23 protein-coding genes are annotated in these 23,788 nt (G+C 41.2%); 16 read left to right on the plus strand and 7 right to left on the minus strand.

The genetic code is table 11. The features are described 5' to 3' along the window. The first annotated feature begins 144 nt into the window (after window positions 1–144). Together MKY20_RS13860 and MKY20_RS13865 are read left to right on the plus strand one after the other, a co-directional pair. The gene (locus tag MKY20_RS13860; RefSeq protein WP_009333705.1) at window positions 145–687 is read left to right on the plus strand and encodes a GNAT family N-acetyltransferase; all 543 of its coding nucleotides are present in this window, start codon (window positions 145–147) and stop codon (window positions 685–687) included. A gap of 68 nt (window positions 688–755) precedes the next feature. Then, a complete protein-coding gene (locus tag MKY20_RS13865; RefSeq protein ID WP_217025537.1) occupies window positions 756–1,097 on the plus strand; it encodes a n-acetylglutamate synthase in 342 nt (113 codons plus the stop codon). Between the two features lie 32 nt (window positions 1,098–1,129). Here MKY20_RS13865 and MKY20_RS13870 read toward each other — a convergent pair whose 3' ends face one another. The 3 genes from MKY20_RS13870 to MKY20_RS13880 all read right to left on the minus strand — a co-directional run bounded on the left by MKY20_RS13870 (window position 1,130) and on the right by MKY20_RS13880 (window position 3,659). Further along, window positions 1,130–2,365, minus strand: a complete 1,236-nt coding sequence (locus MKY20_RS13870; RefSeq protein ID WP_251267103.1) for a Bcr/CflA family efflux MFS transporter — start codon at window positions 2,363–2,365, stop codon at window positions 1,130–1,132. Window positions 2,366–2,501: 136 nt separating this feature from the next. After that, a complete protein-coding gene (locus MKY20_RS13875; RefSeq protein ID WP_009333708.1) occupies window positions 2,502–2,885 on the minus strand; it encodes a VOC family protein in 384 nt (127 codons plus the stop codon). 63 nt (window positions 2,886–2,948) lie between these two features. Then, window positions 2,949–3,659, minus strand: a complete 711-nt coding sequence (locus MKY20_RS13880; RefSeq protein WP_251267102.1) for a MurR/RpiR family transcriptional regulator — start codon at window positions 3,657–3,659, stop codon at window positions 2,949–2,951. A gap of 231 nt (window positions 3,660–3,890) precedes the next feature. On the opposite strand from MKY20_RS13880, the gene MKY20_RS13885 reads away from it, so the two are divergent. The 3 genes from MKY20_RS13885 to MKY20_RS13895 all read left to right on the plus strand — a co-directional run bounded on the left by MKY20_RS13885 (window position 3,891) and on the right by MKY20_RS13895 (window position 6,921). Continuing rightward, window positions 3,891–5,327 (plus strand): glycoside hydrolase family 1 protein, encoded by a 1,437-nt coding sequence (locus MKY20_RS13885; RefSeq protein ID WP_341001556.1) that lies wholly within the window; start codon window positions 3,891–3,893, stop codon window positions 5,325–5,327. Window positions 5,328–5,532: 205 nt separating this feature from the next. Then, window positions 5,533–6,039 (plus strand): DUF3189 family protein, encoded by a 507-nt coding sequence (locus MKY20_RS13890; protein ID WP_026041781.1) that lies wholly within the window; start codon window positions 5,533–5,535, stop codon window positions 6,037–6,039. A gap of 270 nt (window positions 6,040–6,309) precedes the next feature. Next, window positions 6,310–6,921: a hypothetical protein gene (locus MKY20_RS13895; protein ID WP_251156126.1), complete on the plus strand. Its 612-nt coding sequence runs from the start codon at window positions 6,310–6,312 to the stop codon at window positions 6,919–6,921. Window positions 6,922–7,021: 100 nt separating this feature from the next. On the opposite strand, the gene MKY20_RS13900 is transcribed toward MKY20_RS13895, so the two are convergent. After that, on the minus strand, window positions 7,022–10,711 hold the full coding sequence (locus tag MKY20_RS13900; protein WP_341001561.1) for a polysaccharide deacetylase family protein: 3,690 nt from the start codon (window positions 10,709–10,711) through the stop codon (window positions 7,022–7,024). Between the two features lie 230 nt (window positions 10,712–10,941). After that, window positions 10,942–11,544, minus strand: a complete 603-nt coding sequence (locus tag MKY20_RS13905; protein ID WP_217025544.1) for a TetR/AcrR family transcriptional regulator — start codon at window positions 11,542–11,544, stop codon at window positions 10,942–10,944. Between the two features lie 182 nt (window positions 11,545–11,726). On the opposite strand from MKY20_RS13905, the gene MKY20_RS13910 reads away from it, so the two are divergent. The 3 genes from MKY20_RS13910 to MKY20_RS13920 all read left to right on the plus strand — a co-directional run bounded on the left by MKY20_RS13910 (window position 11,727) and on the right by MKY20_RS13920 (window position 14,457). Further along, window positions 11,727–12,488 carry an SDR family oxidoreductase gene (locus MKY20_RS13910; RefSeq protein WP_251267099.1) on the plus strand — a complete coding sequence of 254 codons (762 nt, stop codon included), beginning with the start codon at window positions 11,727–11,729 and terminating at the stop codon, window positions 12,486–12,488. A 198-nt stretch (window positions 12,489–12,686) separates the two neighbouring features. Beyond that, on the plus strand, window positions 12,687–14,165 hold the full coding sequence (locus MKY20_RS13915; RefSeq protein ID WP_251267098.1) for a flavin monoamine oxidase family protein: 1,479 nt from the start codon (window positions 12,687–12,689) through the stop codon (window positions 14,163–14,165). Between the two features lie 160 nt (window positions 14,166–14,325). After that, on the plus strand, window positions 14,326–14,457 hold the full coding sequence (locus tag MKY20_RS13920; protein ID WP_256815916.1) for a hypothetical protein: 132 nt from the start codon (window positions 14,326–14,328) through the stop codon (window positions 14,455–14,457). Window positions 14,458–14,589: 132 nt separating this feature from the next. Here the strand turns inward: MKY20_RS13920 and MKY20_RS13925 are convergent, their stop codons facing one another. Then, window positions 14,590–15,234 (minus strand): 2OG-Fe(II) oxygenase, encoded by a 645-nt coding sequence (locus MKY20_RS13925; RefSeq protein ID WP_071155686.1) that lies wholly within the window; start codon window positions 15,232–15,234, stop codon window positions 14,590–14,592. Between the two features lie 272 nt (window positions 15,235–15,506). On the opposite strand from MKY20_RS13925, the gene MKY20_RS13930 reads away from it, so the two are divergent. The 4 genes from MKY20_RS13930 to MKY20_RS13945 all read left to right on the plus strand — a co-directional run bounded on the left by MKY20_RS13930 (window position 15,507) and on the right by MKY20_RS13945 (window position 17,625). Beyond that, the gene (locus MKY20_RS13930) at window positions 15,507–16,127 is read left to right on the plus strand and encodes a YitT family protein (protein WP_251156123.1); all 621 of its coding nucleotides are present in this window, start codon (window positions 15,507–15,509) and stop codon (window positions 16,125–16,127) included. Between the two features lie 66 nt (window positions 16,128–16,193). Then, complete coding sequence (locus MKY20_RS13935; protein WP_009333725.1) at window positions 16,194–16,430, plus strand: hypothetical protein; 237 nt, start codon at window positions 16,194–16,196, stop codon at window positions 16,428–16,430. 98 nt (window positions 16,431–16,528) lie between these two features. Continuing rightward, complete coding sequence (locus MKY20_RS13940) at window positions 16,529–17,020, plus strand: MarR family winged helix-turn-helix transcriptional regulator (RefSeq protein ID WP_251156122.1); 492 nt, start codon at window positions 16,529–16,531, stop codon at window positions 17,018–17,020. Between the two features lie 38 nt (window positions 17,021–17,058). After that, window positions 17,059–17,625, plus strand: a complete 567-nt coding sequence (locus MKY20_RS13945) for a hypothetical protein (protein WP_071155679.1) — start codon at window positions 17,059–17,061, stop codon at window positions 17,623–17,625. A 44-nt stretch (window positions 17,626–17,669) separates the two neighbouring features. Here the strand turns inward: MKY20_RS13945 and MKY20_RS13950 are convergent, their stop codons facing one another. Next, window positions 17,670–18,122: a nucleoside deaminase gene (locus tag MKY20_RS13950; protein ID WP_341001571.1), complete on the minus strand. Its 453-nt coding sequence runs from the start codon at window positions 18,120–18,122 to the stop codon at window positions 17,670–17,672. A gap of 212 nt (window positions 18,123–18,334) precedes the next feature. On the opposite strand from MKY20_RS13950, the gene MKY20_RS13955 reads away from it, so the two are divergent. From MKY20_RS13955 to xsc, 4 genes are all read left to right on the plus strand, one after another. Continuing rightward, window positions 18,335–19,060, plus strand: coding sequence for a GntR family transcriptional regulator (locus tag MKY20_RS13955; protein ID WP_071155675.1), 726 nt, complete (start codon window positions 18,335–18,337; stop codon window positions 19,058–19,060). Between the two features lie 192 nt (window positions 19,061–19,252). Beyond that, window positions 19,253–20,386, plus strand: coding sequence for an alanine dehydrogenase (gene ald, locus MKY20_RS13960; RefSeq protein ID WP_251267097.1), 1,134 nt, complete (start codon window positions 19,253–19,255; stop codon window positions 20,384–20,386). Between the two features lie 63 nt (window positions 20,387–20,449). Continuing rightward, entirely contained in the window at window positions 20,450–21,811 is a 1,362-nt protein-coding gene (locus MKY20_RS13965) for an aspartate aminotransferase family protein (RefSeq protein WP_071155671.1), read from the plus strand. 96 nt (window positions 21,812–21,907) lie between these two features. Then, window positions 21,908–23,677, plus strand: coding sequence for a sulfoacetaldehyde acetyltransferase (xsc, locus tag MKY20_RS13970; RefSeq protein WP_251267096.1), 1,770 nt, complete (start codon window positions 21,908–21,910; stop codon window positions 23,675–23,677). The last annotated feature ends 111 nt before the right edge of the window (window positions 23,678–23,788 follow it).

The raw sequence follows: 23,788 nt of genomic DNA on the forward strand, positions 1-23,788 counted from the left end.
TAAATTCTCCTCTTTATTTAAGTTTTACTAATAATAGAGTTTAACATGGATAAAGCTGGGTTTGAAGTAATTTCCATATGATAGGATTTTTTTACAGCATTTTGGTATAGTTGAAGGAAGATATAATGCAAAGGAGGCAATCCGTTGGAAACAGTATTTCCGATCCTTGAAACAGAAAGATTAATTTTAAGAGAAGCAACTGAAGAAGATGCAAAAGATATGTTTGTATACCTGTCAGATCAACTGGTTGTAAAGCATATGGGAATCTCGGCCTGTGAATCTGTCGAAGAGGTGCTGGATGAAATAAAGTGGTATAAATCCATTTACAAAAATCGCACTGGAATGCGCTGGGGCATAACCCTAAAGGATTCCGGGAAGGTCATAGGGAGCTGCGGTTTCCTAAACAGGAATCCCAGACATTTCCGAAGTGAAGTCGGTTATGAATTAAGCAGAGAGCATTGGGGAAAAGGGATTGCCAATGAAGCTCTTGAGAGAGTTTTAAAATTCGGATTTGAACACCTTGAGCTTGAAAGGATTGAGGCCCTGATAGAACCTAAAAATCTCTCATCCCAGAAGCTGGTTGAAAGGCAGGGATTCACGAGAGAAGGTTTGCTGAGGCACTATGAATATACAAATGGAAAATTTGATGATTTGTATATGTACTCTATTTTAAAAGGGGATTTGTAGAAGGGCTGGAGTTAGGAATACATATTGAGTTTGAGTGAAAAAACCAATCTGCTGGGAGGATTATTTTTATGAACTACAATGGCCGTACCTTTGTTTCTGTTCAAAATACTGAGAATGGTGAAGTATCATCAAAAACCTTTTTTCAGTATAAACAGGAGGGAAACATTATATCTGCTGATTATGGCGGGGGAGAGATTATTCAGGGGACACTTATTGGAATTGTAAATGAAGATGGCAGTTTAGAATTTAGATATAACCATGTGAATAACAAATATGAAATACGCGGAGGAAAATGTCATTCAAAACCTGAAAAGCTGCAAGACGGCCGCATCAGGCTATATGAAAAATGGCAATGGCAGGATGATGAAGGGACGGAAGGTCATTCGATTATCGAGGAAGTAAAAAATTAAAGTTTAATAGGCGGCATGGGAGCCGGAGGGAATTATCCCTCCGCATGCAGCTTCAGGTTCTGTCTGCTTCTTTTTGTTTTTTCTTTCGTTAAAGTGAAGAAGAAAACAAAGCCGATGAATGATGTAATAAACAATATGGCACCCATTGGTACCGCAGTGGTTTCATCAATGCTCACCAAAGGGGAAACAGCAGAACCCAGCACTAAAGGAAGCATTCCAATAACGGCGCTGGCACTGCCGGCACGATGCCCCTGATTTTTCATGGCCAATGTAAACGAACTGGTAATGATCATTCCCATTGAAGTCATATAGATAAAGATCGGAATGACAAGCATGAATAGCGGACCATTAATGATGGTCATGATTAAAAGTAACGAAGTGGCACTGACGGCAAGGCAGACGGCTGTCCGGAGCAGGCTTCTTTCCGGAATGACACCTGCCAGGCGGCCAATTAGAAAACTCCCCGTAATGATGGCCAATCCATTAATGCCAAACAGGATGCTGAACACCTGAGGCGATACACCATAAATCCCCTGATAGACAAAAGGTGTCCCCGAAACATAAGCAAAGCTTCCACCATGTATAAATCCTACGATAAGGGCATACCCGATGAAGGAACGGTCCCTGAAAAGGCCCCCCATGCTTTTAACGGAATTTCCAATGGAGCTTGGGACCCTTTTTTCTGGAGGAAGGGTTTCTTTTAATCGGAAATAGATCACAATGGTAATAAATAATCCCAAAAAGCTTAGAAAATAAAATATGGTTTCCCAGCTTGCGAAAGGAATCAGAAGCAGGGCACCGCCTGTCATTGGTGCGATCATCGGAGCTGTTGCATTAATGACCATAAGCAAGGCAAAAAACTTCGTGAGCTCTTTACCGCTGAACACATCACGGACAACTGCCCGGGATAGGACAATTCCAGCAGAGGCGGTTAATCCCTGCAGAAATCGGGCTGCAATAAAGGCTCCGATATTTGGTGAAATGGCGCATAAAAGGGAAGATACGGCAAAGAGAGAGATCCCGATAAGAAGAGGCTTTCTTCTTCCATGGGAATCACTGAGCGGTCCGACAATAACCTGTCCAGCCGCAAGTCCAATCAAGCAGGCTGTTAAACTCATCTGAACAAGTGAAGCCCGGGCACTGAAATCATCAGCGATTTCTGGGAAGCCTGGCAAATACATATCAATATTAAATGGCCCCAATATTCCAAGCATGCTGAGGAGAAATGCCAGCGCAAGCCTCTCTTTTCCAGTAGGGTTGTGAATCATGTTAAACACCTTTCTTTCTATGAAGCTGTTAATCTTTTACATAAATATGGCTAGTATACGCCAGGTGCAGGGGGATGTCCAGCGGAGAATGCTGTAAATAAAAAAATCCATGGCGGAATAGCCACAGATTTAATCATTAACAATTGCAGATCATCAATACATTTCCATCCAAGTCCTGAAAGTTGAAATAGGCAAAATCTCCAATACGCTCAATTTCCTTTACAATGGTGATTCCCTGATCTTTAACAAACGTGTATGCCTCATCAATATCCTGGACGAAGAAATTAAATAAAACGTGACCGGAAGGATTTAAGGTAAAGGCTGGATCAAAGGTGTGGTCATCCAGTGTAAGACCGGTTTCAGAGGTGACAGGAATGTTGTATACCGGGGATTCTACTGAACCCTTATGAAAAGGCAATCCAAGCAGTGTGCTATACCATTCAGCCGACTTTTCCAGGTCGCTGACATGAATAAAAACATTGTTCACTTTGCCTGCAATCGGGGAAGCAATTGATTTCATATACTCACCGCTTTCATTGTGATTATTTTACCAATTCTCCATACGCAGGAAATCTCCTTTAATTTAAGGGTTCAGCCTGTGTATTTCCCTGGCGACAGCTTCCAAAATGTACACAACTGGAACTTGAGTCGTAATATTGGACTGCTCAAACGTTTCCTCTGTCACATAATAGGCGATATTCAAATCTGAAACTTTCGCAATTGTTGAAAGCCGGCTGTTTGTGATGCTGATGATTTTACTGCCTTCCTGCTTCAGCTGGTTAAGATGGGTGACTGTAAAAGGAGTCTCCCCTGAGACAGATAGGGCAATCGTGGCACTGCTGCTGCGGATGCTGGAATGGATCGGAAAATGCAGTGAAAACTTGCCAAGACTCGAGAAATATCTGGCTCCGTATTCAGCCAGTATGCCTGAGCTTCCGATCCCTATAAATATAATGTTATCTGCCGTATTTATAAGTTCTGCTGCCTCGATGATTTTTTCGTCTAAATCACCTCTTAGCGTTCGCTCGAAAAACTCGACGATGGATTGCTTGGAACCTTTTATAGAGGTCTTTTTATTTTCCTGCAAATATAATTTAAACTTTATCTTAAATTCAGTGAAACCCTCACAATTCAGCTTCCTGCAGAACCGCAGGATGGTGGCCGTCGAAACATGGGTTTCATCTGCAAGTTCACGAATCCGCATATAAGGTATCTTTTCTTTGTTTTGACAGATGTAATGATATATGGATGTTTCTAAATCATTGAAAGATGCGATGATTTCATTTGAAAACATGATTCAGTAATCCTCCGTTGAAAAAATAGATAGGCTCATTTTATCACAAGGAGAAACAATACGTTACTTTTATGTAACAAATATCAAAATGCCGTTAAACAAGACTTAATTAACTCTATTTATTTACATACCCTTTGACTCGCTTTAAGCTTCTTCTATATCCCTTTTCGGGTAACATAAAAACTCCATTTAAACAAATATTAAAAAATAGCGGGTATTGGAGGTAATGAAATGAAAAAATACGATTTTCCTAAAGGTTTTTTGTGGGGCGGCGCCACTGCAGCGAACCAAATTGAAGGCGGTTATAAGGAAGGGAATAAAGGCTTGAATATTGCGGATGTCCTTCCCGGAGGAAAAGAAAGATACAATATCTTAATGAAGCCTGGGTTTGACTTCGAAATTCATGAGGATCTTTTTTTTTATCCCAATCATGAAGCAATCGATTTCTATCATCGATATGAAGAAGATATTGCCTTATTTGCCGAAATGGGCTTCAAGGCATTCCGATTGTCGATAGCCTGGACCCGCATTTTTCCTAATGGTGATGAGTCGGAGCCAAATGAAGAAGGACTTGCTTTTTATGATCGTGTTTTTGATGAATTGCAGAAATATGGAATTGAGCCAGTTGTAACGATTTCCCATTATGAAATGCCTGTTCATTTAGTAAAAGAGTATGGTGGGTGGAGAAACCGCAAAGTTGTCAGTTTCTTTGAGAGGTATGCTAAAGCGATTTTGGGCCGGTATAAAGATAAAGTAAAGTACTGGATGACTTTTAATGAAATCAATAGCGGATTGGTCATGCCGATTAATGGGCTCGGCTTTTCCTATCAAAGTGAAGAAGATAAATACCAGCCGACCTTCCAGGCCTATCACCATCAATTGGTCGCAAGCGCAATCGCGGTTAAGGCATGTCATGAGCTCATTCCTAAGTCAAAAATTGGCTGCATGCTTCTATTTGCGCCTGTGTATGCTTATGACAGCAACCCGGAAAATGTCATGTATGCCCTGCAGGAAGAGCAGCTTTTCAATTACTTTTGTGGTGACGTACAGGTTCGCGGTGAATATCCGGCTTTTATTAAAAGGTACTTTAAGGAACATCGTATCAGCCTGGAAATACTGGAAGGCGACCTGGATTTGTTAAAGGACGGCACTGTTGATTATATTGGCTTCAGCTATTATATGTCCCGCACCGAAAAGAAGGTAAAGTCAGATGCAGACTCATCGGAAGGGAACATCATTGGCGGGGTTAGAAATCCCTTTCTTGAAACAAGTGACTGGGGCTGGGAAATCGACCCTGAAGGTTTGAGGATCAGCTTGAACAAGTTATATGATCGCTATCAGAAACCGCTATTTGTCGTAGAAAACGGACTTGGGGCCTATGACAAGGAAGAAGAGGACGGCAGCATCCATGACGACTATCGGATTGACTATCTTCGCGAGCATATAAAAGCAATGGGTGAAGCTATAGAGGATGGCGTCGAGCTAATGGGCTATACAAGCTGGGGCTGCATCGATATGGTCAGCATGTCAACAGGCGAATTTTCAAAACGCTATGGCTATATTTATGTGGACAAGCATGATGATGGCAGTGGAACATTGGAACGGAAAAAGAAGAAATCTTTTTATTGGTATAAAGATGTGATCGAGTCAAACGGAGAAAAACTATAGAATATTTAAGCGGGCTGCCTGAGGGCAGTCTTTACTTGTTTAGAAAGTTAAATGTGCAGGTGTTATTATGAGAAATTTACACATGAACTAATGAAAAAATCTTTATGGAGTAAAATATGAATTAAGTCCAGGAAAATGATATTTCAGAGGAGCTAATAAATAATCCTGGTGTTCAGGAAGTCTAATGAATAGGGAGATGAAGCAGGTGATTTATATCTACCATGATTTTGGGGGAACTCATACAACATCTCTGGCAGCGGCATACCATCTAAAAATCATTCGTCACCGCAAACTCGAAAAAGAAGAAATAAGTGAGCTGCCGTATTTTAATAAATTGACAAAGAAAGATGCAGGAAAATTTATTTTTCATGGTGAAGATGAGGAAGGAAATCCGGTGTACACCCTTGGAAGAAGATCTTCTAAGCTGGCAGTTGAAACACTGCATCACTTTTGCCATTTATTAAATAGTCATAAAGGAATTAATGATAAAATCGTCCTCTCTGATACTTCACCTGCAGTACCGCTTTCTCTGACTATAGGTGGATTCATATCCAAAGGCTTAGGACTGGACAGATTAGGGACTCCACTGGTTATTAAAGGAGCACAGAAATGCAGCGGAAATATTCTGGAGCTGGTGAACGAAACGAAAAAAATTGCCGCCGGTTCTAATTCTGCCATAATTAAAATTGATAATAAGGAGTTTCAGGCATAGACAGTAAGAACCACCCTGATATTCAGATGGTTCTTTTCTTTTGCAGGTAACTATCCGGACAGAAAAAGCCTAGTTTCTTAATATAAATATAGTATCAGTCTGTCGGTTTTAAAATTTCCAGCAGCAGCTCTAACAGCTCTTAAAAACTTATGGAATGTTAGTTTTGCAGGAGTAAGCAAATAATAAAAAGTATTATTAAACCCCCATAATATAAAGAATCTCCTTCGTATTCTTTGAATATAATCAATCAAAAGTCTCGAGGGGAAAAATATGAAATCACCAGCTAAGGGGGCCCTTGCCATGGTATTTGCAGGGGCTATAACGTTTTCTGTTGCCAATGGCATGCTGAAAGCTACTAAACTTTTTTCAGAGGAACACTCTTCTGTTTTATCAGGTATTCAACAAAAATCTGACAGACAAATTGATGAAAAGTCAGAAGCAAACATACTGGCTGTGCAAGAGAATGCGAAACAAAAAACGGTTACAGAAGATGCTCCTGATTTTGAAGAATCATTAAAAAAGGAAAAGAATACCGATAAGATGATTGTTGCTGTTCATACGAATACCGAAAAATCCAATCGGAAACCTGCTGTAAATCCTGTTTCAAAAGCTGTATCTGTCTCAAACGAAAAACCTTCGGCACCGGAGCCTGCCTCTGCACCTGCGGGAAGCAAGACAACAACTGAAGCATCAAAACCTGAGACCAGCACACAAGATCCAAACACACCTGCCTCTGGCACGGGAGGAGGAAGCATAATAAATCCTGCTGCAAAAACACTTAACCATGGCCAGCAGGTTTCCCAAGCCGCAAAAGAAAAAGCTGAGAGTAATCGGGTTAGCAAAGGAAAAGAAGACAAAGAAAACAATGGGAAAAATCATTAAACCTCAGGAAGGATCATCAGGAGACGGTGGTCCTTTTTCCTTTATAGGTATTAGATTATACAGCAAAAAGGCCTTCCCCAAATGGGAAAGGCTCTTGAATTCATTTAATATTCATAATGGAATTATCCTGAGTTACATTGCCTTTTCGTTTAAGTTTATTCCAGCCAACGGCTACTCCTTTTATAGCGGAGAAGATCGATTTTACCACAACATAAGTCATCAGCTGTTTATATAAAATTCGCTGCAGAAACAATGAGACCAGTGGTTTAGGGCTTTCTTTCTCCAGCCTGAACGCATAAAGGGAGGCGAAGAAATCCATCAAGTAGAATAGGACAAATCCAAAGGCTGCTTTTTCAGGGTTTGGGCTGAAAAGGGCAAAGATGAACAATATATCTGCAATAGGAGAAATGGTTTGATAAACATATTGAAAAAGCCACATGTTAGGCAAGGCTACATATCCTAATGAATGATGTTTTTTGTTAAATAATGCCGCGCGATGTTTCCAAAGGCATTGGAGAGTGCCATATACCCATCGGTAGCGCTGCTTTGCCAGGCTTTTAATATCTTCAGGCACCTCTGTATAAGCATAAGCCTTTTCTTCGAACTCAATTTTCTTACCTTTGCGCAATAGTGCAAGTGTGATATCCGTATCTTCTGCAAGGGTATCCTCTCTAAAGTAACCAGCCTCTTCAACCGCAGACTTTTTCCATGCACCGATGGCACCTGGTACTACGGTAATGCAATTAAGAGCCGCAAAGGCTCTTCTTTCCAAATTAAAGCCTGTCACATATTCAATATGCTGCCAATCCGTCAGGAGATTCCCCTTATTCCCAACCTTTACATTACCTGAAACAGCAGCCACTTGATTATCTTTAAAATGGCTAACAAGTAAAGAGATGGCGTTTTCAGCAATGAGTGTATCGGCATCTAATGCAATTACTATTTCCCCCTTAGCTTCCTTAAATCCAAGGTTTACAGCCGAGGATTTTCCGCCATTGGGTTTTTTAACTAACCGGACGCAAGGAGTGTCCGCAAAAGTTTCTTCAACTGCACGAGCAGTATGATCCTTTGAGCCATCGTCGATTATCAGTATCTCAAAATCCGGATAGTCACTGGATAAAATAGAATCTACAGTTTTGCAAATTACTTTTTCTTCATTATAAGCTGCAATTACAACACTGACATAAGGAGTAAAGCCAGGGTCAATCCGGGTCTCTTTATACCTTTTGACCTGTTTCCAGGATAGGAAAACAAGAAATAGAATGCGCAAAACACCTAAGAGGATGGCTGAGTAAAACAAAAAGCTAAGTCCAGTGTTCCAGCTTTTAATGACCTTAAATACCGCCATATCATAAACAGAATAAGGGTTTTCCTGATCAGCAAAAGGCATGATTTCGGTATCTCTTTTCCCAATTAAACCGGCAGTTGTCGTAAATGTGTAGCCTCTATTTTTAAGAGTTTCAATAATTACCGGAAGGGCTTCCACTGTTTTGGAGCGGTCACCGCCAGCATCATGAAGCAAAATGACGTTACCTTCGGCCAGCTGATCCAATGTTCGATTTACAAGTTCATCTGCTGAAGATCCTTGCCAATCACCCGAGTCAATGGATTGGCCGACCATGGTATAGCCCAGATTCTGAGCTTCCATAATAGGAAGCTGTTCGTTTCTTGTGCCCAGTTCCGTATCTGCTATGTATGGAGGGCGAAAAAGAGTCATAGAATGACCTGTTATACCTTGAATTAAGCGCTGTGTTGCATTCAATTCCATTCGTAAACGAGATGGTGTGATGGATGTAATATCAGGGTGTGTAAAGGTATGATTTCCGATTTCATGTCCCTCATCATAAATTCTGTTAACCAGCTGGGGATGCATCAATGCATTTTCTCCAACGATAAAAAAGGTGCCTTTTACCTCATACTTCTTCAATATGTCCAATATTTTTGGTGTGTAGGCTGGGTCAGGACCATCATCAAAAGTAAGAACGATTTCTTTTTTGCTGGATTTTCCATGGCGGATTACTTCAAAAGGCTTTGGATATTTGATATAGGTTTCCTTTTTTATCATTCCATTGGAATTTATCTCGAAAGTCCTATTTCCTTTTTCAGTTTGTGAGGCGATTTTCAATATCTCTCCGTTCCCTGTATGAAGTGGTGAGATATGACTTTCAAAGGCACTTAACATTTGAGATGGATTAATGATTTCCTTAGGCTTGTTAATAACACTCCAGATAGAGGGATCCTCCGAACCGAGCCTCCATATTGCTATTCCGGTAGAGCCGCCATTAATCGCAAGGATCATCTGGTTATAAAAAGTAGCAGCATCCAGAAACCAGACAGTATGATTTTTTCCATTTTCTTTATAGCGTAAGTAGGGGTTTCCAGCATCCATACTCCAATTGATATTAAGGTTCGCCTCGCTGCCCAGCTTCATGATATCTCCAAATGTCATGTCAGCTGCGGGCTTATCCGAACCTTCTTCCCAGTCGTAACCGTATGTTCCTAAGCCTGCTACCAATTTTCCGGATGGAATATCAGCTTGATTCAAGTTCTCCTTAACCCAATCGGTTTGAGCGACAGGGCCTGGTGTGCTCATGGAATAATGCTGGTCATAGAGCATGACAATCACTCGGTCAGCGTATTTTGCTAAAGAAGTATAATCGTAGCTTTCGTCATTGGGCGGAACATCCAATGTCACCATTAAGCCTTCTTTGTGGAAGGCTTTATAAACTTTACTCATGAACTGAGTAAAATGATCCCTGTCGGCTGGTTTAATTGCTTCAAAGTCAATATTTATACCATCAAAGCCATTTGTTATCACATAAGAAAGCATTTCTTTAATAAAGAGATCGTCAGCACCTGGGGCAGTGAATAACCGGTGAAGAACATCTGAATCCCATTTGTTGTCTATAAAATTATTCACTAATGGCAGAATCTTAATTTCATGTTTATTTGCTTCTTTTACTATGGACCGGTCAATTGAAGACTTGAGCTTTAGATCTGGAGTAACCTGCATCCACTCAGGGACTAGAGTGGTTATGGACTCTTTATTTTTCTTGAAGGATGTTTTACTATTCTTGTCCCAATTGACATAGAATCCATACACTTCTTGCTTTCGTGCAATTTGTGCCATCTTTGGCTTTTCTGAAATAGCCGCTGAAGAAGTTGTCTTTTGAATCTGTGATGCCAATTCTTCTTCATTGAAGGGCTTATTTATCGGATTGATCCCGGAACTTGATACGCTTTGATCTAAATGCAGTTCAGGAAGCTTTGGAGCTGTATTTAAACTCTGTATGAAAAATGTCGATATAACAGCAATTAATAGGATGAAGCCAGCGCTCATTCGCTTAATCAGGGACCATCGCATTTTAGCAGGATCAAGAAATATATATTCCTGCTTTCCCTCGTTTTTTTTCAGACCCAGGTTATAAAACCAGTGGAAGAAAAAATAGCAGACTAGTCCAACCAAGCCTCCTAAGACTCCTGATGTAATTGATTCCGAGGTTACTATTTTGGTTTTAAGTGATGAAATGAACCAGTACTCTTCAAATGGGCCAAAATCCATGAAAGGCAGCTCGTGTATGTAGGGTATAAAAACAGTAATCAGAGTGCCCAGGAATAAGGCAATAATATTTAGGCGCAGCAGCAGTGAACAAACAAACAATAATGGAATACTAAAACTTTCCAAAGGTAAAAATGCCAGAAAAAACCCTAGAGTGCTTGCAATCGCTCCTGCATTTCCGGAGACAGGTGCAAACAAAGATCTGACAATCCACCTGAAAAAACGATCCACATTCATTCCCCCCAAAAGTAATGTCGAATTATCTATAATAATTTAATAGCTTTTGGAGTGTATGCTCCAAACATCCAATGGGTCAATTTTTCGACAAAAAATGACCATCAACAAAAATTTAGGTTGTGGTTCTATAATTTTGGGGGTGGGATAAAAAAATGTGTTTGCTTTTTTATGGTATTTAACGCGATTTACCATGGTTTAATGTAAGTAAGTGATAATTGTTTCAATTAAGTTAATTTGAACACCTTATCACCTTGTCTGCTCTGTAAGATTTCCAGCAGCTGTTCCGACATATAATTTGAGTCATATTCAAACCCATGATTTATCCATTCCGTAATCATTCCCAGCATGGCATGTACATAGAAGCTTGCCTGCAGTTCACGATTAATTTTGGGGTTAAACTGTACACCTTTAAGGTCTCTCAAAGTTATCTCTTTCAGTACATCGCACAATTTGCTCTGCAATCCAGATAATGCATTGGATTTTACCATTAGGGAATAGAATTCTTTTTTATGACTGACATGTTCAAAGATTTTAATGGCAGAAGAGGTAAGGGTCTTTAACTCGAAGGTTTCTGTGTCCTTATATGGTTCGCGATAGGAAGAGATTAGGTCTGCTATAACATCATCGACAATTTCATCAAGGAGATCTTCTTTGTATTCATAGTGCTTATAAAAGGTCCCCCTGTTGAGATTGGCTGTCTTCACGATATCTGTTACAGTTATTTTCTTGAATTCTTTCGTCTGCATTAAGGATAATAGGGCATCCATTAAGGCTTGTTTAGATTTAGTTATTCTTCGGTCAATAGGGAGATTTTGCTTATTGGACATAAATGGCCTCCATTGTAGAAATTGGATGAAAAAATGATCAAAATACAATGAATGTGTTCAATAGTAGACAAATTGCCGTTCATTTGCTGATTGAATGGAAGGTTTTATTACCATATTATAAAGGTGTAAGAGATAATCAACAAGTGTTCACTAAAACATTCAACCGAACGGAGGAAGTCTTTATGAAGCTTCAGGATAAAGTAGCGATTGTAACAGGTGCAGCATCAGGAATGGGAAAAGCGATTGCGGAGTTGTACGCAAGGGAAGGTGCAAGTGTCATTGCAGCTGACCTGAACCTGGAAGGGGCAGAGGCTGTGGCAAAGGGAATTACTGAGAATGGCGGAAAAGCCAAAGCTGTTCAGGTTAATGTTTCAAAACAAGCAGATATTGAAGGAATGATAGATGCAGCAGTACATGAATTTGGAACGCTGGATATCCTGGTGAATAACGCAGGAATTATGGACGGATTTGAACCCATTGGAGACATCCAGGACGAACGATGGGATTTAATATTTGATATCAATACGAAGGGCGTCATGCGCGCCATGCGAAAAGCCATCCCGCTCTTTTTAGAAAAAGGGAAAGGGGTAATCATTAATACTGCTTCTACAGGCGGATTGAATGGTGCCCATGCGGGAGCTGCTTATGGGGCTTCAAAGCATGCAGTTATAGGGCTTACGAAAAACACTGCCTATATGTACGCAAACAGCGGCATCCGCTGTAACGCCATTGCACCAGGCGGAGTGGAAACAAACATCGCTGCTTCAATGAAAAACCTGAACGAATTTGGATTCGGCCGTACAAAAGCTGTTCAGGGTGTAATGCCAAGAGTCGGAAAGCCGGAGGAAATTGCACAGGTCGCATTATTCCTGGCATCTGATGATTCCAGCTTTGTTAATGGATCCGTGATTGTTGCTGATGGCGGGTGGACTGCAGCATTCTAAAGGGTAATCATATTTATAAATGGTGAGGCATCAAATCATGATGATTTGGTGCCTTTTTTTGCGACAAATAAGCTAACTGGTTTGGCGTGTCTTGATTCATGCATAGCTGCCAAATTCATAAAAGAATCATAATCTGAAGTTGTCCGGCAGTATGATAAAGTAATAACTTTTTGGCAGATCCCCAGGAGGAGAATAGGTATGGTCTTTTATCGGGATCCACAGGTAAATACAGAAGAAATGCTATCCATCATCAGAAACGGTCTCGGCATTTCTAAGGTCCAAAAAAAAATAATCGTTGTCGGAGCCGGTATGTCAGGTCTTGTTGCCGCTTCCCTGCTGAAGGCAGCAGGGCATGATGTGACGGTTTTAGAGGCAACACAAAGGGTTGGCGGCAGAATATTTACAATGAGAGAGCCTTTTATGGACGGAATGTATCTGGATGTGGGAGCCATGCGCATTCCTCATACCCACCCTTTAGTTTTGGAATATATAAAAAAATTCCGCTTAAAGGTAAATGAATTCCGGAACACAACTCCCCAGGATCTTATCTTTGCCAATGGCATTAAAATAAATCGCACCATATATCAGCAAAACCCTGATATCCTGCGTTATCCTGTTGCTCCGCATGAAAAGGGGAAGACGGCGGAGGAGCTGCTTACGATGGCCATTAAGCCAGTAGCAGATTTTATTAATCAAAACCCTGCTCAGAATTGGAATATTATAGTAAGAGAATTTGACCGGTATCCGATGAGCTTCTTTCTCAGATACAACCCGGTTGGACCGAGTTTATCACCTGGTGCCCTTGAAAGCATTAAAGTTTTGCTTGGTCTGGAAGGCTTCCCGGAGTTGTCGTTTCCTGCGATTCTGCGGGAACTGCTTCCTTTATTTAGCCCGGACATTCATTTTTATGAAGTAGAAGGAGGGAATGACAAGCTTCCAAATGCTTTTTTGCCCCAGTTAAAAGAAGACCTTTATTTCGGTTACCAAATGACAAAAATAGAACAGGATCCTCAGCAGGTTACAATCCATGCCAGACATACCTTGAGTCAAAAACCTTTGACGGTCAGTGGTGATCTTGCCATCTTAACTATACCTTTCTCCTTGCTGTCCTTCGTTGAAATCGTTCCCCGGCAATCATTTTCCCCTAATAAATGGAAAGCTATCAGGGAACTGCATTATGTTTCCTCCACGAAAATTGGGCTGCAGTTTAAACAGCGTTTTTGGGAACGCGAAGGTTTGCAGGGAGGAAAGCTGATGACAGATCTGCCCATTCGGTTCGCTGCCTATCCGAGCCATCTGATTGGATCTTCAGGTTCCGGCATCATTATGGCAAGCTATACATGGGAAGATGATACTTTATCCTGGGATAACCTTCAAGAAGGAGATCGGATTCGGAATGCCCTTGACAACTTGGCTGTCGTTCATGGCAATCAGGTTTACGAGTATTTCTTAACAGGCGCCTCCCATAGCTGGTCACAATATCCGTTTTCTGGCGGAGCCTTCTCCATGTTCAAACCGAACCAGGAAACTGAGCTATTCCCATTTATTCCTGTTCCGGAGGGAAGAGTCCATTTCGCCGGGGATCACACGTCCCTAGCCCCGGGATGGATTGAAGGGGCAATTCAATCAGGAATAAGGGTTGCACGTGAAGTAACCGATTTGCCCCGCAGCTATTAGGGGAGGCAAAAGCTAAAATGCGACAGGAATGTCTGTTTTTGACGTTAAAATGTGCCATTGGATAGGCACTTTTTAACGATTTTCCAACAAATTGTACAAGACAGCTGTAAACGCTTTCAATATAATTGAAATAACAGATAGGAAAGGGGGATGCGTTCAAATGGAACTTTTAATGGAAAAATGTGAACATGGCCAGCAGGAAGAACCTTGTGAAAAGTGTGCCCCTAATCCAGAAGGGGAAGAGAGTTACGATACCTCTGATTATGACTATCATAAGAGACTGTGGTTCTAAGAAAAGCGAAAGCGCCTTGCCCGCCCCCGTTTTGAGACCTCGGGGGGGGGGGCAGGTGCTGAAGCTGGACAATTACAAATTGTTGTATGTTAAAAAACACTTGGAGAAAATTTTTCCCAAGTGTTTTTCTATCTATAATTTTTTTCTCCTCATCCATTGCGTAGCAGCCCATTTATCACCCATGACAACAGGTGCTCCTCCATGAAGTGTCAGGTCGTTTAAGTTCTGATCATTATAAAAGTATTCAAAATAAACAGCCATGCCTTTTTGTGGAGAAACGGAGAAGTTAAGCTTGGGAAAATACGTTTCCCCGCCCTGTTCCACATCATTCAGGTACATGACAAGCGTGCTGATTCTAGGATTGCTTGCTGCTCTGCTGGTCGAAGAGAAGAAGTCAAAATGAGCTTTATATTCCTGGCCTATTTTATAGTTAAGGATCTGCAGCCCTTCACCATGCTCAACTGGAATGTTCATGATTTGAGATATTCTTTTTTCGATTCTGGCGACAATTTCATTTTCCCCTTCATGGAAAAAAGTGCTGCTGCTGGTTCGCAGTTCATCAACTTCAAGGGAGTTGGCAACTTTTGAACGCTGCATGCGATCTTTTGATTGCTGAATCAGCTGGTCACATTCTTCATCGCTCAGCACATTTCCCAGAATCACGATCAATGGTTCTGCTAATTTGGCAATAATATGAATTTCCCGATCTTCTGTAATTATTTTATTTCCAACATGATCAAAAATCGTTAGTTCTTTATTAGATGCATCCATTGCCATGTACATCAACCTCTTTTTATTTAGTTTTCTGAAAATTCGATATATTAAGGGGCTGCTTGAAGTATTCCTATTTGTGCGTTCCTTCCTCCTAAATAAATGGATGTCTGCAGCAGTTTTTCAACTGGCTGAATTTATTTTACACTCTGATATGAAGGAATTCTATCTTTTTTTTACTGGTAAACTATTAAAATAGAAAGGAGGCTTCTGCATTTTATTGATTTTCCGGAATATATTTCAATACATAAGCCAGTCTGAACAAAAGGAGATGGCCAGTGTATAGAAATAGGGTTCAATACTATTTAAGCCAAAGACGAAAGGGCAATTTTTCCACCTTTAAAAATGGACTGATTATCATACTCGGAGCAACACTTGTGGCTGTTTCCCTGCAATTATTCCTTGTGAAAAATTATGTTATTGATGGAGGAATTGTTGGATTGAGCATCATCCTTTCACATGTCTTTCGTGTAGAGGTGGGTGCCTTGATCCTGCTGATGAATCTCCCATTTTTAGTGGCAGGCTTTTTCTTTTTAGGGGGAAGATTTTTGGTGTTAAGCCTGTTTGCCAGTTCAGTGCTGGCAGGGGAGACATACATATTGGCCCCATTTGAGGAAGTGACTAACCATCCGCTGCTGATCATAATTCTGGGAGGCCTCTTGCTCGGAATGGGAGTGGGCCTCATTATCCGGTTTGGAGCCTGCCTGGATGGAACAGAAGTTTTGGCGATTTTATTCAGCGAACGTTTGCCCTTAACCATCGGACAATGCATTCTTATAATGAATACCTTTATCTTTGGAAGTTCTGTATTTTTATTCGGCATTACTGAAGCCGCATACTCCCTTGCAACATTTTTTGTTGCTTATAAAACCATAGATACCATTATAATGAAGACTTAAACATTTTCGAATAATTTGATGGGCCAGGTGCATCCTAAGTCGTAAAAAAGCTGAAGGAGATTTCCTGTGAATCCATACGAAATTACCAGCATGATTATTGATGATGAATTTGATGGAGAAGAATATGTCACAACTGAATTTCTCCAGGAAAATAATACTTTTAGCATAACATTTAAAAAAGCAGATCTTGAGGTGATCAACGCCTGGGTATTTAATGATGGCTCATCGCTTCCCGCGAATTTGTCTGAGGAGATGATAGAGTCAATCAGAAACTCTGTGAAAAAAAGAATAGGACGAAAATAGAGGCAGGAAATTGAACCTCTATTTTTTTTGCATAAAATAAACCCTCTCTCAAACAATACTTGTAAATACAATTGTATCTGCAAGTGAGGGGGAAAAGGGTGAACATTCTATTGAAACAGCAGACATTGCTTGTCATAAGGGCACTGTACTTCTGCATGGAAAAGAAGTGGGCGGAGCTTGAAAAGAAGTTTAAACTGACGCCCGCACAGCAGCATATTCTGTTTCTGCTTGGCACTCATAATCAAAAAATAACCCCGACACAAATAAGTGATCTGGGATGCTGGCATCCATCGACTGTAACTAGGCTTTTAAAGCCGTTAAAGGAAAAAGGGCTGGTCGAAATCACGGCCAATAAAAAGCAGCTCCGCTATAAATTTGTCGCTATTTCTAAAAGCGGAAAGGAAGTATTGGATCAGATTATGGATGAGGTAAAAGAGATGGAACAATTTCCGCTGAATTTGAGTCATTTATCCGAAAACGAGCTTATGTCTTTCCTTGAATATGGTCAGAAGATAGCAGGGGTTCAAAAAGGAGATGCCTTTAGAAAAATGCTGATTGATGCACGGGTAGAAAATTATGATTATGCATAATTCTTTTAGGCTGATGATGCATTTTGGGAGGTGATTGTATGAGTTATAGCGAATATTGGGAGCAAATATATTCACGAAGCGAAAAGATGAATGTCCTCATTTCTTCATACTGGAGAGAATATTCAGGTCTTGGAACCTGGCAGTTTTGGGCGGTTTTGGCACTAATGGTGCTGCCTCTTGTTATTGTATATCTATCAGTAGACCGGACCAGGATATTTGAGATTTTCTTTTTTGGATATACCTTGCACATTCTATGGACGTACGCCGATAGCTTTTTGGAGAGGTACAGTTATTTTGTCCACACCTATTTTATATTGCCCATGTTTCCCTATGCCATGAATATGACAGCCTCTGCTTTGCCGGTCGGTTTCCTTCTGATCTATCAGTACTGCACGAACCGCAATAAAAGCTTTCTTCTTTACACCATTTTAGCAAGTGCGGTTTTTGCCTTTGTTTTTGCCACGGTCGAAGAATGGGCTGGTATGGTCCATTTTAACAAAGGAATGAATCAATTTTATATTTTTCTGATTGATATCGCTATTGCTTATGCAGCCTATTTTTTAACGATGTTTGTTAAAAGAATGAGTGATAATATCAAAGGGTGAAAAGCAACTAGCCTCCCATCTGCTTAGAGATGGGAGGCTAGTTGTTAAACGTTCTCTTTCCAAAGCTTCATTGGATTGTCTTGATCCTCCTGCAATGGCATTTGCACCAATTTGAGTTCCCTGTCATCTCTTGCGTTTTTCAAATCTTCATAAATCATTTTAGACTTGCCTAAGCCTGCATGAAAAGCGTCGTCTACTGATTGGCAATAGTATACCTTATCGATGCCAGCGAAATACATGGCAGTTAAACACATCGGGCAAGGTTCCCCGCTTGCATACATCGTAAAGCCGGCTAAATCATTCGTTTGAAACTGCTCCTGTGCCCGCCGGATAGCAAGCAGTTCCGCATGACCGCTGACATCATGCTTTTTATGCAATTCATTCACTCCTTCAGCAATGATGTCCTGTTCTTTCACCAGAACTGCACCGAAGGGCTGGCCGCCGTCTTTTACATTATTAATGGCCAGTTCTAGAGCCCGTTTCATGAAGTGATCCATTATTAATCATCCTTTTTCAATTAATTGACTCTAATTAAATTAATATCATTTTTTCGTTGGTTATCCAAATAATCTGCTGACTTTACAGCCTGGCAATAGCAAAATTTTCAAATTCGCGCATCAGCATCTGCTGTAAAAGGATGGATATTCATTCAGGTAATCTATATAATTAATTATACATTTTACAGAAAAATAATAAGGAGGCATCCATTATGACAGAGTTAGATTCCAATAGTCCTATTCCGCTTCACATACAGCTAAAGAATGAGCTGCAGGAGTTAATAGACAATCGTTCTTTCAATGAAAAAATACCAAGTGAAAGAGAGTTGATGGATACCTATAAAGTGAGCAGAAGCACTGTGAGAGAAGCGGTTTCCCATTTAGTAAACGAAGGTGTGCTAAAGAAAGTCCACGGAAAAGGCACTTTTATATCAAAAAAACCGATTGAGGAGTGGCTTGGGAATATTACCAGTACAACAGAAGTGATAAAAAAAATGGGTATGAAGCCGGATGCAAAATTATTGGATAATGGCATCGTTGTTCCGGCAAAAGAAATTGTGGAAGCCAGCGGACTTACAGAGGCATACTTTATAAAGCGAATTCGCTATGCTAACGATAAGCCATTGGCCCTTGAAAGTCAGTATTACCCTATTGAAATTGGTGAAAGCCTCGCCCAATATGATATTGAAAAGGGAACACTGTATGATCTGCTTGAGCAGAGTCTGAACTTAAAGTTTGCAGAAGCCGAACAGATGATTACAAGCACTTATTTATCTAAAGAAGAAGCCGATTTGCTTGGTGTTCCATGTTCCTTAAGTGTGCTTCACATTGAACGGTTATTATCAGACATTAATGGAAACTTAATAGAATATTATTCTGCTTATTTTCGTTCGGATATGTACTCATTTAGAATAAAACTATCAAAGAATTCTAGTTAAATACAGTGTTATGCAATTTTGCAATGATACCTATTGATAATTCCGATAATATAAAATTTTTAGAAAATATTGAAAAGAAGTAATGGTTGTGTTTTAATTACAACTGAGGCTAGTCATACAACAACTGGTACGGACGACATGACGTCATGATGTGATGAATACTATTTTTATTTTGCAGGATGGAGTGATGACATGATTATAGGTGTGCCAAAGGAAGTAAAGAATAATGAAAATCGGGTTTCCGTTGTACCGGCAAGTGTTTCTGCGTTTGCAGATGCCGGCCATACAGTCCTGATTGAGAAAGGTGCAGGTGCAGGATGCGGGATCTCTGACCAGGAATATGAAAAAGCAGGTGCAGCAGTTGTTTCAAGTGCAGAAGAGGCCTGGTCTGCGGATATGGTCATGAAGGTGAAGGAGCCGCAGCCTGATGAATACCAATATTTTCGAAAAGGATTGATTCTCTTTACCTATTTGCATCTGGCTGCCGAACCTGAATTGACAAAGGCTTTGCTCGAAAAAGAAGTTACCTCGGTTGCTTATGAAACCATTCAGCTGGATAACAGATCATTGCCTCTCCTTACTCCTATGAGCGAAGTTGCGGGCAGGATGTCTGTCCAGCTTGGAGCCCAATTTCTTGAAAAGATTCATGGCGGGAAAGGAGTCCTTTTAGGCGGAGTTCCCGGTGTGAAGCCAGGAAAAGTGGTGATTATCGGCGGTGGAGTGGTTGGGACGAATGCCGCAAAAATGGCAGTTGGCCTCGGTGCAGAAGTTAGCATCATTGACATAAGTGCTGAAAGACTCCGCCAGCTGGACGATCTTTTTTCCGGCAGGGTAAGGACGGTCATGTCAAATCCGTTCAATATCGCCCAGGAAGTAAAACATGCCGATTTAGTGATAGGGGCTGTTCTCATCCCCGGTGCAAAAGCACCTCAGTTAGTAACCGAAGAAATGGTTAGGCAAATGGAAAAGAATTCGGTCATTATTGATGTTGCCATTGATCAGGGCGGTTCAATTGAAACCATCGATCATATTACCTCACACGATTCTCCAACATATGTAAAGCATGGTGTTTTGCATTATGCGGTTCCAAACATTCCGGGCGCTGTAGCAAGAACTTCCACTTATGCCCTCGCTAATACTACAGCACCATATGCCTTAATGCTCGCTAATACAGTAATTGAAAATTCTATTGTTAAGTATCCTTTTCTTGAAAAAGGGGTCAATACCATGAATGGAAAGGTCACTCATCAGAGAGTTGCAGAGGCGCATAACTACCCTTATACACCCACCCATGAGTTAATAAACAAAATTCCAGCCGCAACATGATTCCCCATTAGAAGAGACACAATGCATACCTGAATCTTTACTAAATAGAAGGAGGCAAGCAATATGTCTACAGTAGAACTGAATGATAACAAAAAGTTAACTGATCAGGATCAGGAACACTTATGGCATGCGATGAGCCGGCATACAGAAGGAAGCAGTCCGATGATAGCCAAATCAGGTGAAGGCTCATGGTTTACTGATATGGATGGCAATCGATATTTGGATGGTGTTTCCGGTCTTTGGTGTCTGAATCTGGGACACGGACGGAAAGAAATTGCAGAGGCCGCAGCAGAGCAAATGATGCAGCTGTCGTATTTCCCTCTCACATTAAGTCATGCGCCAGCCATTAAGTTATCTGCCAAAATTAGTGAATTGCTGGGGGATTCCTATAAAACATTTTTCTCAAATAGCGGTTCCGAAGCAAATGAAACCGCATTCAAAATAGCGAGGCAATACCATAATCAGAATGGCAATCCGGGTAAATATAAATTTATTTCGCGCTACCGTGCCTATCATGGTTCAACTTTAGGTGCATTAAGTGCTACTGCACAGGCCAACAGGAGAGTGAAATACGATCCTGGCATGCCGGGATTCCTGCATGTTCCGCCTCCTTACAGCTATCGCTGTCCATTTGGCGAAGATGTGAAGGATTGCGATAAAGTCGCAGCTGATATGATTGACCAGGTCATCCAATGGGAAGGGTCCGAAACCGTTGCTGCGGTCATAATGGAGCCATTCATTTCAGGCGGGGGAGTTATTATCCCATCTCCTGAATATCTGCAGAGAGTGGCACAAATCTGCAAAAAACATGATGTCCTCCTGATAATGGATGAGGTTGTATCCGGATTCGGGCGAACGGGTAAAATGTTTGGATTTATGCATTCGGCGGGGGTTCAGCCTGATATCGTAACGATGGCAAAAGGGTTGACAAGCGGCTATCTCCCGCTTGGTGCTACGGCAGTTCATTCCAGAATTTATGAGAAATTTAAAGAGCAAGGTACAGATAACCATTTCCGCCATGTCTCAACATATGGCGGACATCCGGCAAGCTGTGCGGTTGCATTGAAAAATATCGAAATCATCGAAAGAGAGAATATTGTCAGCAGGGTAGAGATTCTGGGTGAAAGCATTTTAGGCAGCTTAAAAGATTTGCAGACTCATAAAAATGTAGGCGAAGTCAGAAGCGCCGGTTTCTTGTATGGAATTGAAATGGTTGAAAATAAGGAAACAAAGCAGCCGGCATCAGATCAATTAATGGCAAAGGTCATTGCACTATGTAAAGAAAAAGGCCTGATCATTGGCAGAAATGGGGATACAGTGCCTGGTTTCAATAATGTCCTTATTATAGCTCCGCCACTTTCATCTACAGAAGAAGATTTAAAATTCGTTGTCAGGACGGTCGAAAGTGCATTTAAGGAGATTTAGACAAAAAGTTGTATCTGGATGAGAGCTCTTTTTTTACAGGGCTTCTATCCATTTAAATATATGGAACTTTTAAAAACCGGAAAGGGAGTGCTCGTAATGGCAAAAGCAGAAAAAGAATTAGCAGAAATCAAAACAAAAAAGGTGAAAATGACACCAAGTGAGGCTATTGTAGAAACTTTGGTCAAGGAAGGTGTCACACATATTTCCGGGATTTTGGGATCGGCATTTATGGATCTATTAGACTTGCTTCCAACTGCCGGGATCCGCTTCATCGGTGTGCGGCATGAGCAAAGCGCTGCCCACATGGAAGATGCCTATACTCGAGTTAGCGGAATTGCAGGAGTAGTGATTGGCCAAAATGGGCCAGGAATCACCAATATGGTAACATCTGTTGCCGCTGCGAATCAGGCACACACCCCTATGGTCGTCATTTCTCCATCAGCGGGAACACCTACAGTCGGATGGGACGGTTTCCAGGAGTGTGATCAGGTTTCAGTTTTTAAAGCAATTACAAAGGAAACCGTTCGGGTCACACATCCGGGGCGTGTGGCAGATTGCCTGAGGACTGCCTTTAGAATCGCTTACGCAGAGAGAGGTCCAGTGCTCTTTGATATTCCGCGGGACTATTTTTATGGGGAAGTAGAAGATGTCATTCTTGAACCGCATCAATATCGTGTTGATAATAGGGGCTGCGGATCATTAGAGCAGATTGATCAGGCTGTGGATTTGATTGCTTCTGCCAAGAACCCTGTCATCATTTCCGGCAGGGGAGTAGTGGATTCAGATGGAATAGAGGCAGTGAAGGAAATTGCCGATCACTTAACGATTCCTGTAGCTGTTTCATATATGCATAATGATGCTTTCCCGGCAAATGAACCTTTAGCGGTAGGACCTATTGGATATATGGGGTCAAAAGCAGCTATGAACACATTAAAGGATGCAGATGTGGTGCTGGCTATCGGTACTAGATTATCTGTATTTGGAACATTGCCATGCTATGACATTGATTATTTTCCGAAAAACGCAAAGATTATCCAAATTGATATCAATCCACGCAATATCGCCAGGACCCATCCAGTAGAAATTGGGATCATTGGAGACGCAAAAGCAGCTTCTGTTGAAATCGCAAAACGGCTAAAAGAAAAAGTACCAAGTAAGCAATTCAATTCTGAAAGAATGGCAAGAGTCACAAATGAAAAAGAGCAATGGGATAAAGAACTTGTGGATCTGGCCATGGTGGAAGGAAATCCAATCAATCCGCGCAGGGCGCTCCTGGAGCTTACTAAGGTCCTTCCGGAAAACGCGATTGTTACTACAGATATCGGGAATGTATCTTCTACCGCAAATGCCTATTTAAAATTCAATTCCGGCCGCCAGCATGTGGCAGCCTTAACATTTGGGAATACAGGCTTTGCCTATCCTTCAGCATTAGGCGCTAAGCTTGCAAATCCGAATAGCCCTGTAGTGGCCATCGTAGGGGATGGCGCATGGGGAATGAGCCTGCATGAAGTAAGTACGGCTGTAGAGGAAAACATTCCAGTAGTGGCATGTGTTTTTAATAACAATGCCTGGTGTGCAGAAAAGAAGAACCAAGTAGATTTCTATAATAATCGCTTTGTAGGAGCAGATATCCAGAATCCCGACTTTGCAGTGGTAGCAAGGTCCATGGGGGCACAAGGAATTAGTGTAGATAAACCTGAGGATGTAGGGCCAGCCATTCTCCAGGCTATAAAATCCAATAAACCGACAGTCATTGATATTCAGGTGGATGGCACTCAATTGGCACCTCCATTCCGCAAAGATGCGTTAAAGATGCCGACTCGCCTTCTGCCGAAATATGCTCACCTTGATCATAAAAACTGGTAGGTAAAATGGAAGGAGCTTAATAGATTTTTGATTAAGCTCCTTTTTAAAGGAAAGCTTACGAGTTTGAAGAGAGCGTTATTATGCTGATGTTAGAAAGTTCCTATGACGCGG

It is taken from the genome of Cytobacillus sp. FSL W8-0315 (genome assembly GCF_038002905.1).
In the GTDB taxonomy this organism is placed as follows: domain Bacteria; phylum Bacillota; class Bacilli; order Bacillales; family Cytobacillaceae; genus Cytobacillus; species Cytobacillus pseudoceanisediminis.

Excerpts from the sequence above, each read along its gene's own strand:
- MKY20_RS13865 (WP_217025537.1), top strand. The coding sequence starts at position 756 with ATGAACTACAATGGCCGTACCTTTGTTTCTGTTCAAAATACTGAGAAT.
- MKY20_RS13870 (WP_251267103.1), bottom strand. The coding sequence starts at position 2,365 with ATGATTCACAACCCTACTGGAAAAGAGAGGCTTGCGCTGGCATTTCTC.
- MKY20_RS13875 (WP_009333708.1), bottom strand. The coding sequence starts at position 2,885 with ATGAAATCAATTGCTTCCCCGATTGCAGGCAAAGTGAACAATGTTTTT.
- MKY20_RS13880 (WP_251267102.1), bottom strand. The coding sequence starts at position 3,659 with ATGTTTTCAAATGAAATCATCGCATCTTTCAATGATTTAGAAACATCC.
- MKY20_RS13885 (WP_341001556.1), top strand. The coding sequence starts at position 3,891 with ATGAAAAAATACGATTTTCCTAAAGGTTTTTTGTGGGGCGGCGCCACT.
- MKY20_RS13895 (WP_251156126.1), top strand. The coding sequence starts at position 6,310 with ATGAAATCACCAGCTAAGGGGGCCCTTGCCATGGTATTTGCAGGGGCT.
- MKY20_RS13905 (WP_217025544.1), bottom strand. The coding sequence starts at position 11,544 with ATGTCCAATAAGCAAAATCTCCCTATTGACCGAAGAATAACTAAATCT.
- MKY20_RS13910 (WP_251267099.1), top strand. The coding sequence starts at position 11,727 with ATGAAGCTTCAGGATAAAGTAGCGATTGTAACAGGTGCAGCATCAGGA.
- MKY20_RS13915 (WP_251267098.1), top strand. The coding sequence starts at position 12,687 with ATGGTCTTTTATCGGGATCCACAGGTAAATACAGAAGAAATGCTATCC.
- MKY20_RS13920 (WP_256815916.1), top strand. The coding sequence starts at position 14,326 with ATGGAACTTTTAATGGAAAAATGTGAACATGGCCAGCAGGAAGAACCT.
- MKY20_RS13925 (WP_071155686.1), bottom strand. The coding sequence starts at position 15,234 with ATGGCAATGGATGCATCTAATAAAGAACTAACGATTTTTGATCATGTT.
- MKY20_RS13945 (WP_071155679.1), top strand. The coding sequence starts at position 17,059 with ATGAGTTATAGCGAATATTGGGAGCAAATATATTCACGAAGCGAAAAG.
- MKY20_RS13950 (WP_341001571.1), bottom strand. The coding sequence starts at position 18,122 with ATGGATCACTTCATGAAACGGGCTCTAGAACTGGCCATTAATAATGTA.
- MKY20_RS13955 (WP_071155675.1), top strand. The coding sequence starts at position 18,335 with ATGACAGAGTTAGATTCCAATAGTCCTATTCCGCTTCACATACAGCTA.
- ald (WP_251267097.1), top strand. The coding sequence starts at position 19,253 with ATGATTATAGGTGTGCCAAAGGAAGTAAAGAATAATGAAAATCGGGTT.
- MKY20_RS13965 (WP_071155671.1), top strand. The coding sequence starts at position 20,450 with ATGTCTACAGTAGAACTGAATGATAACAAAAAGTTAACTGATCAGGAT.
- xsc (WP_251267096.1), top strand. The coding sequence starts at position 21,908 with ATGGCAAAAGCAGAAAAAGAATTAGCAGAAATCAAAACAAAAAAGGTG.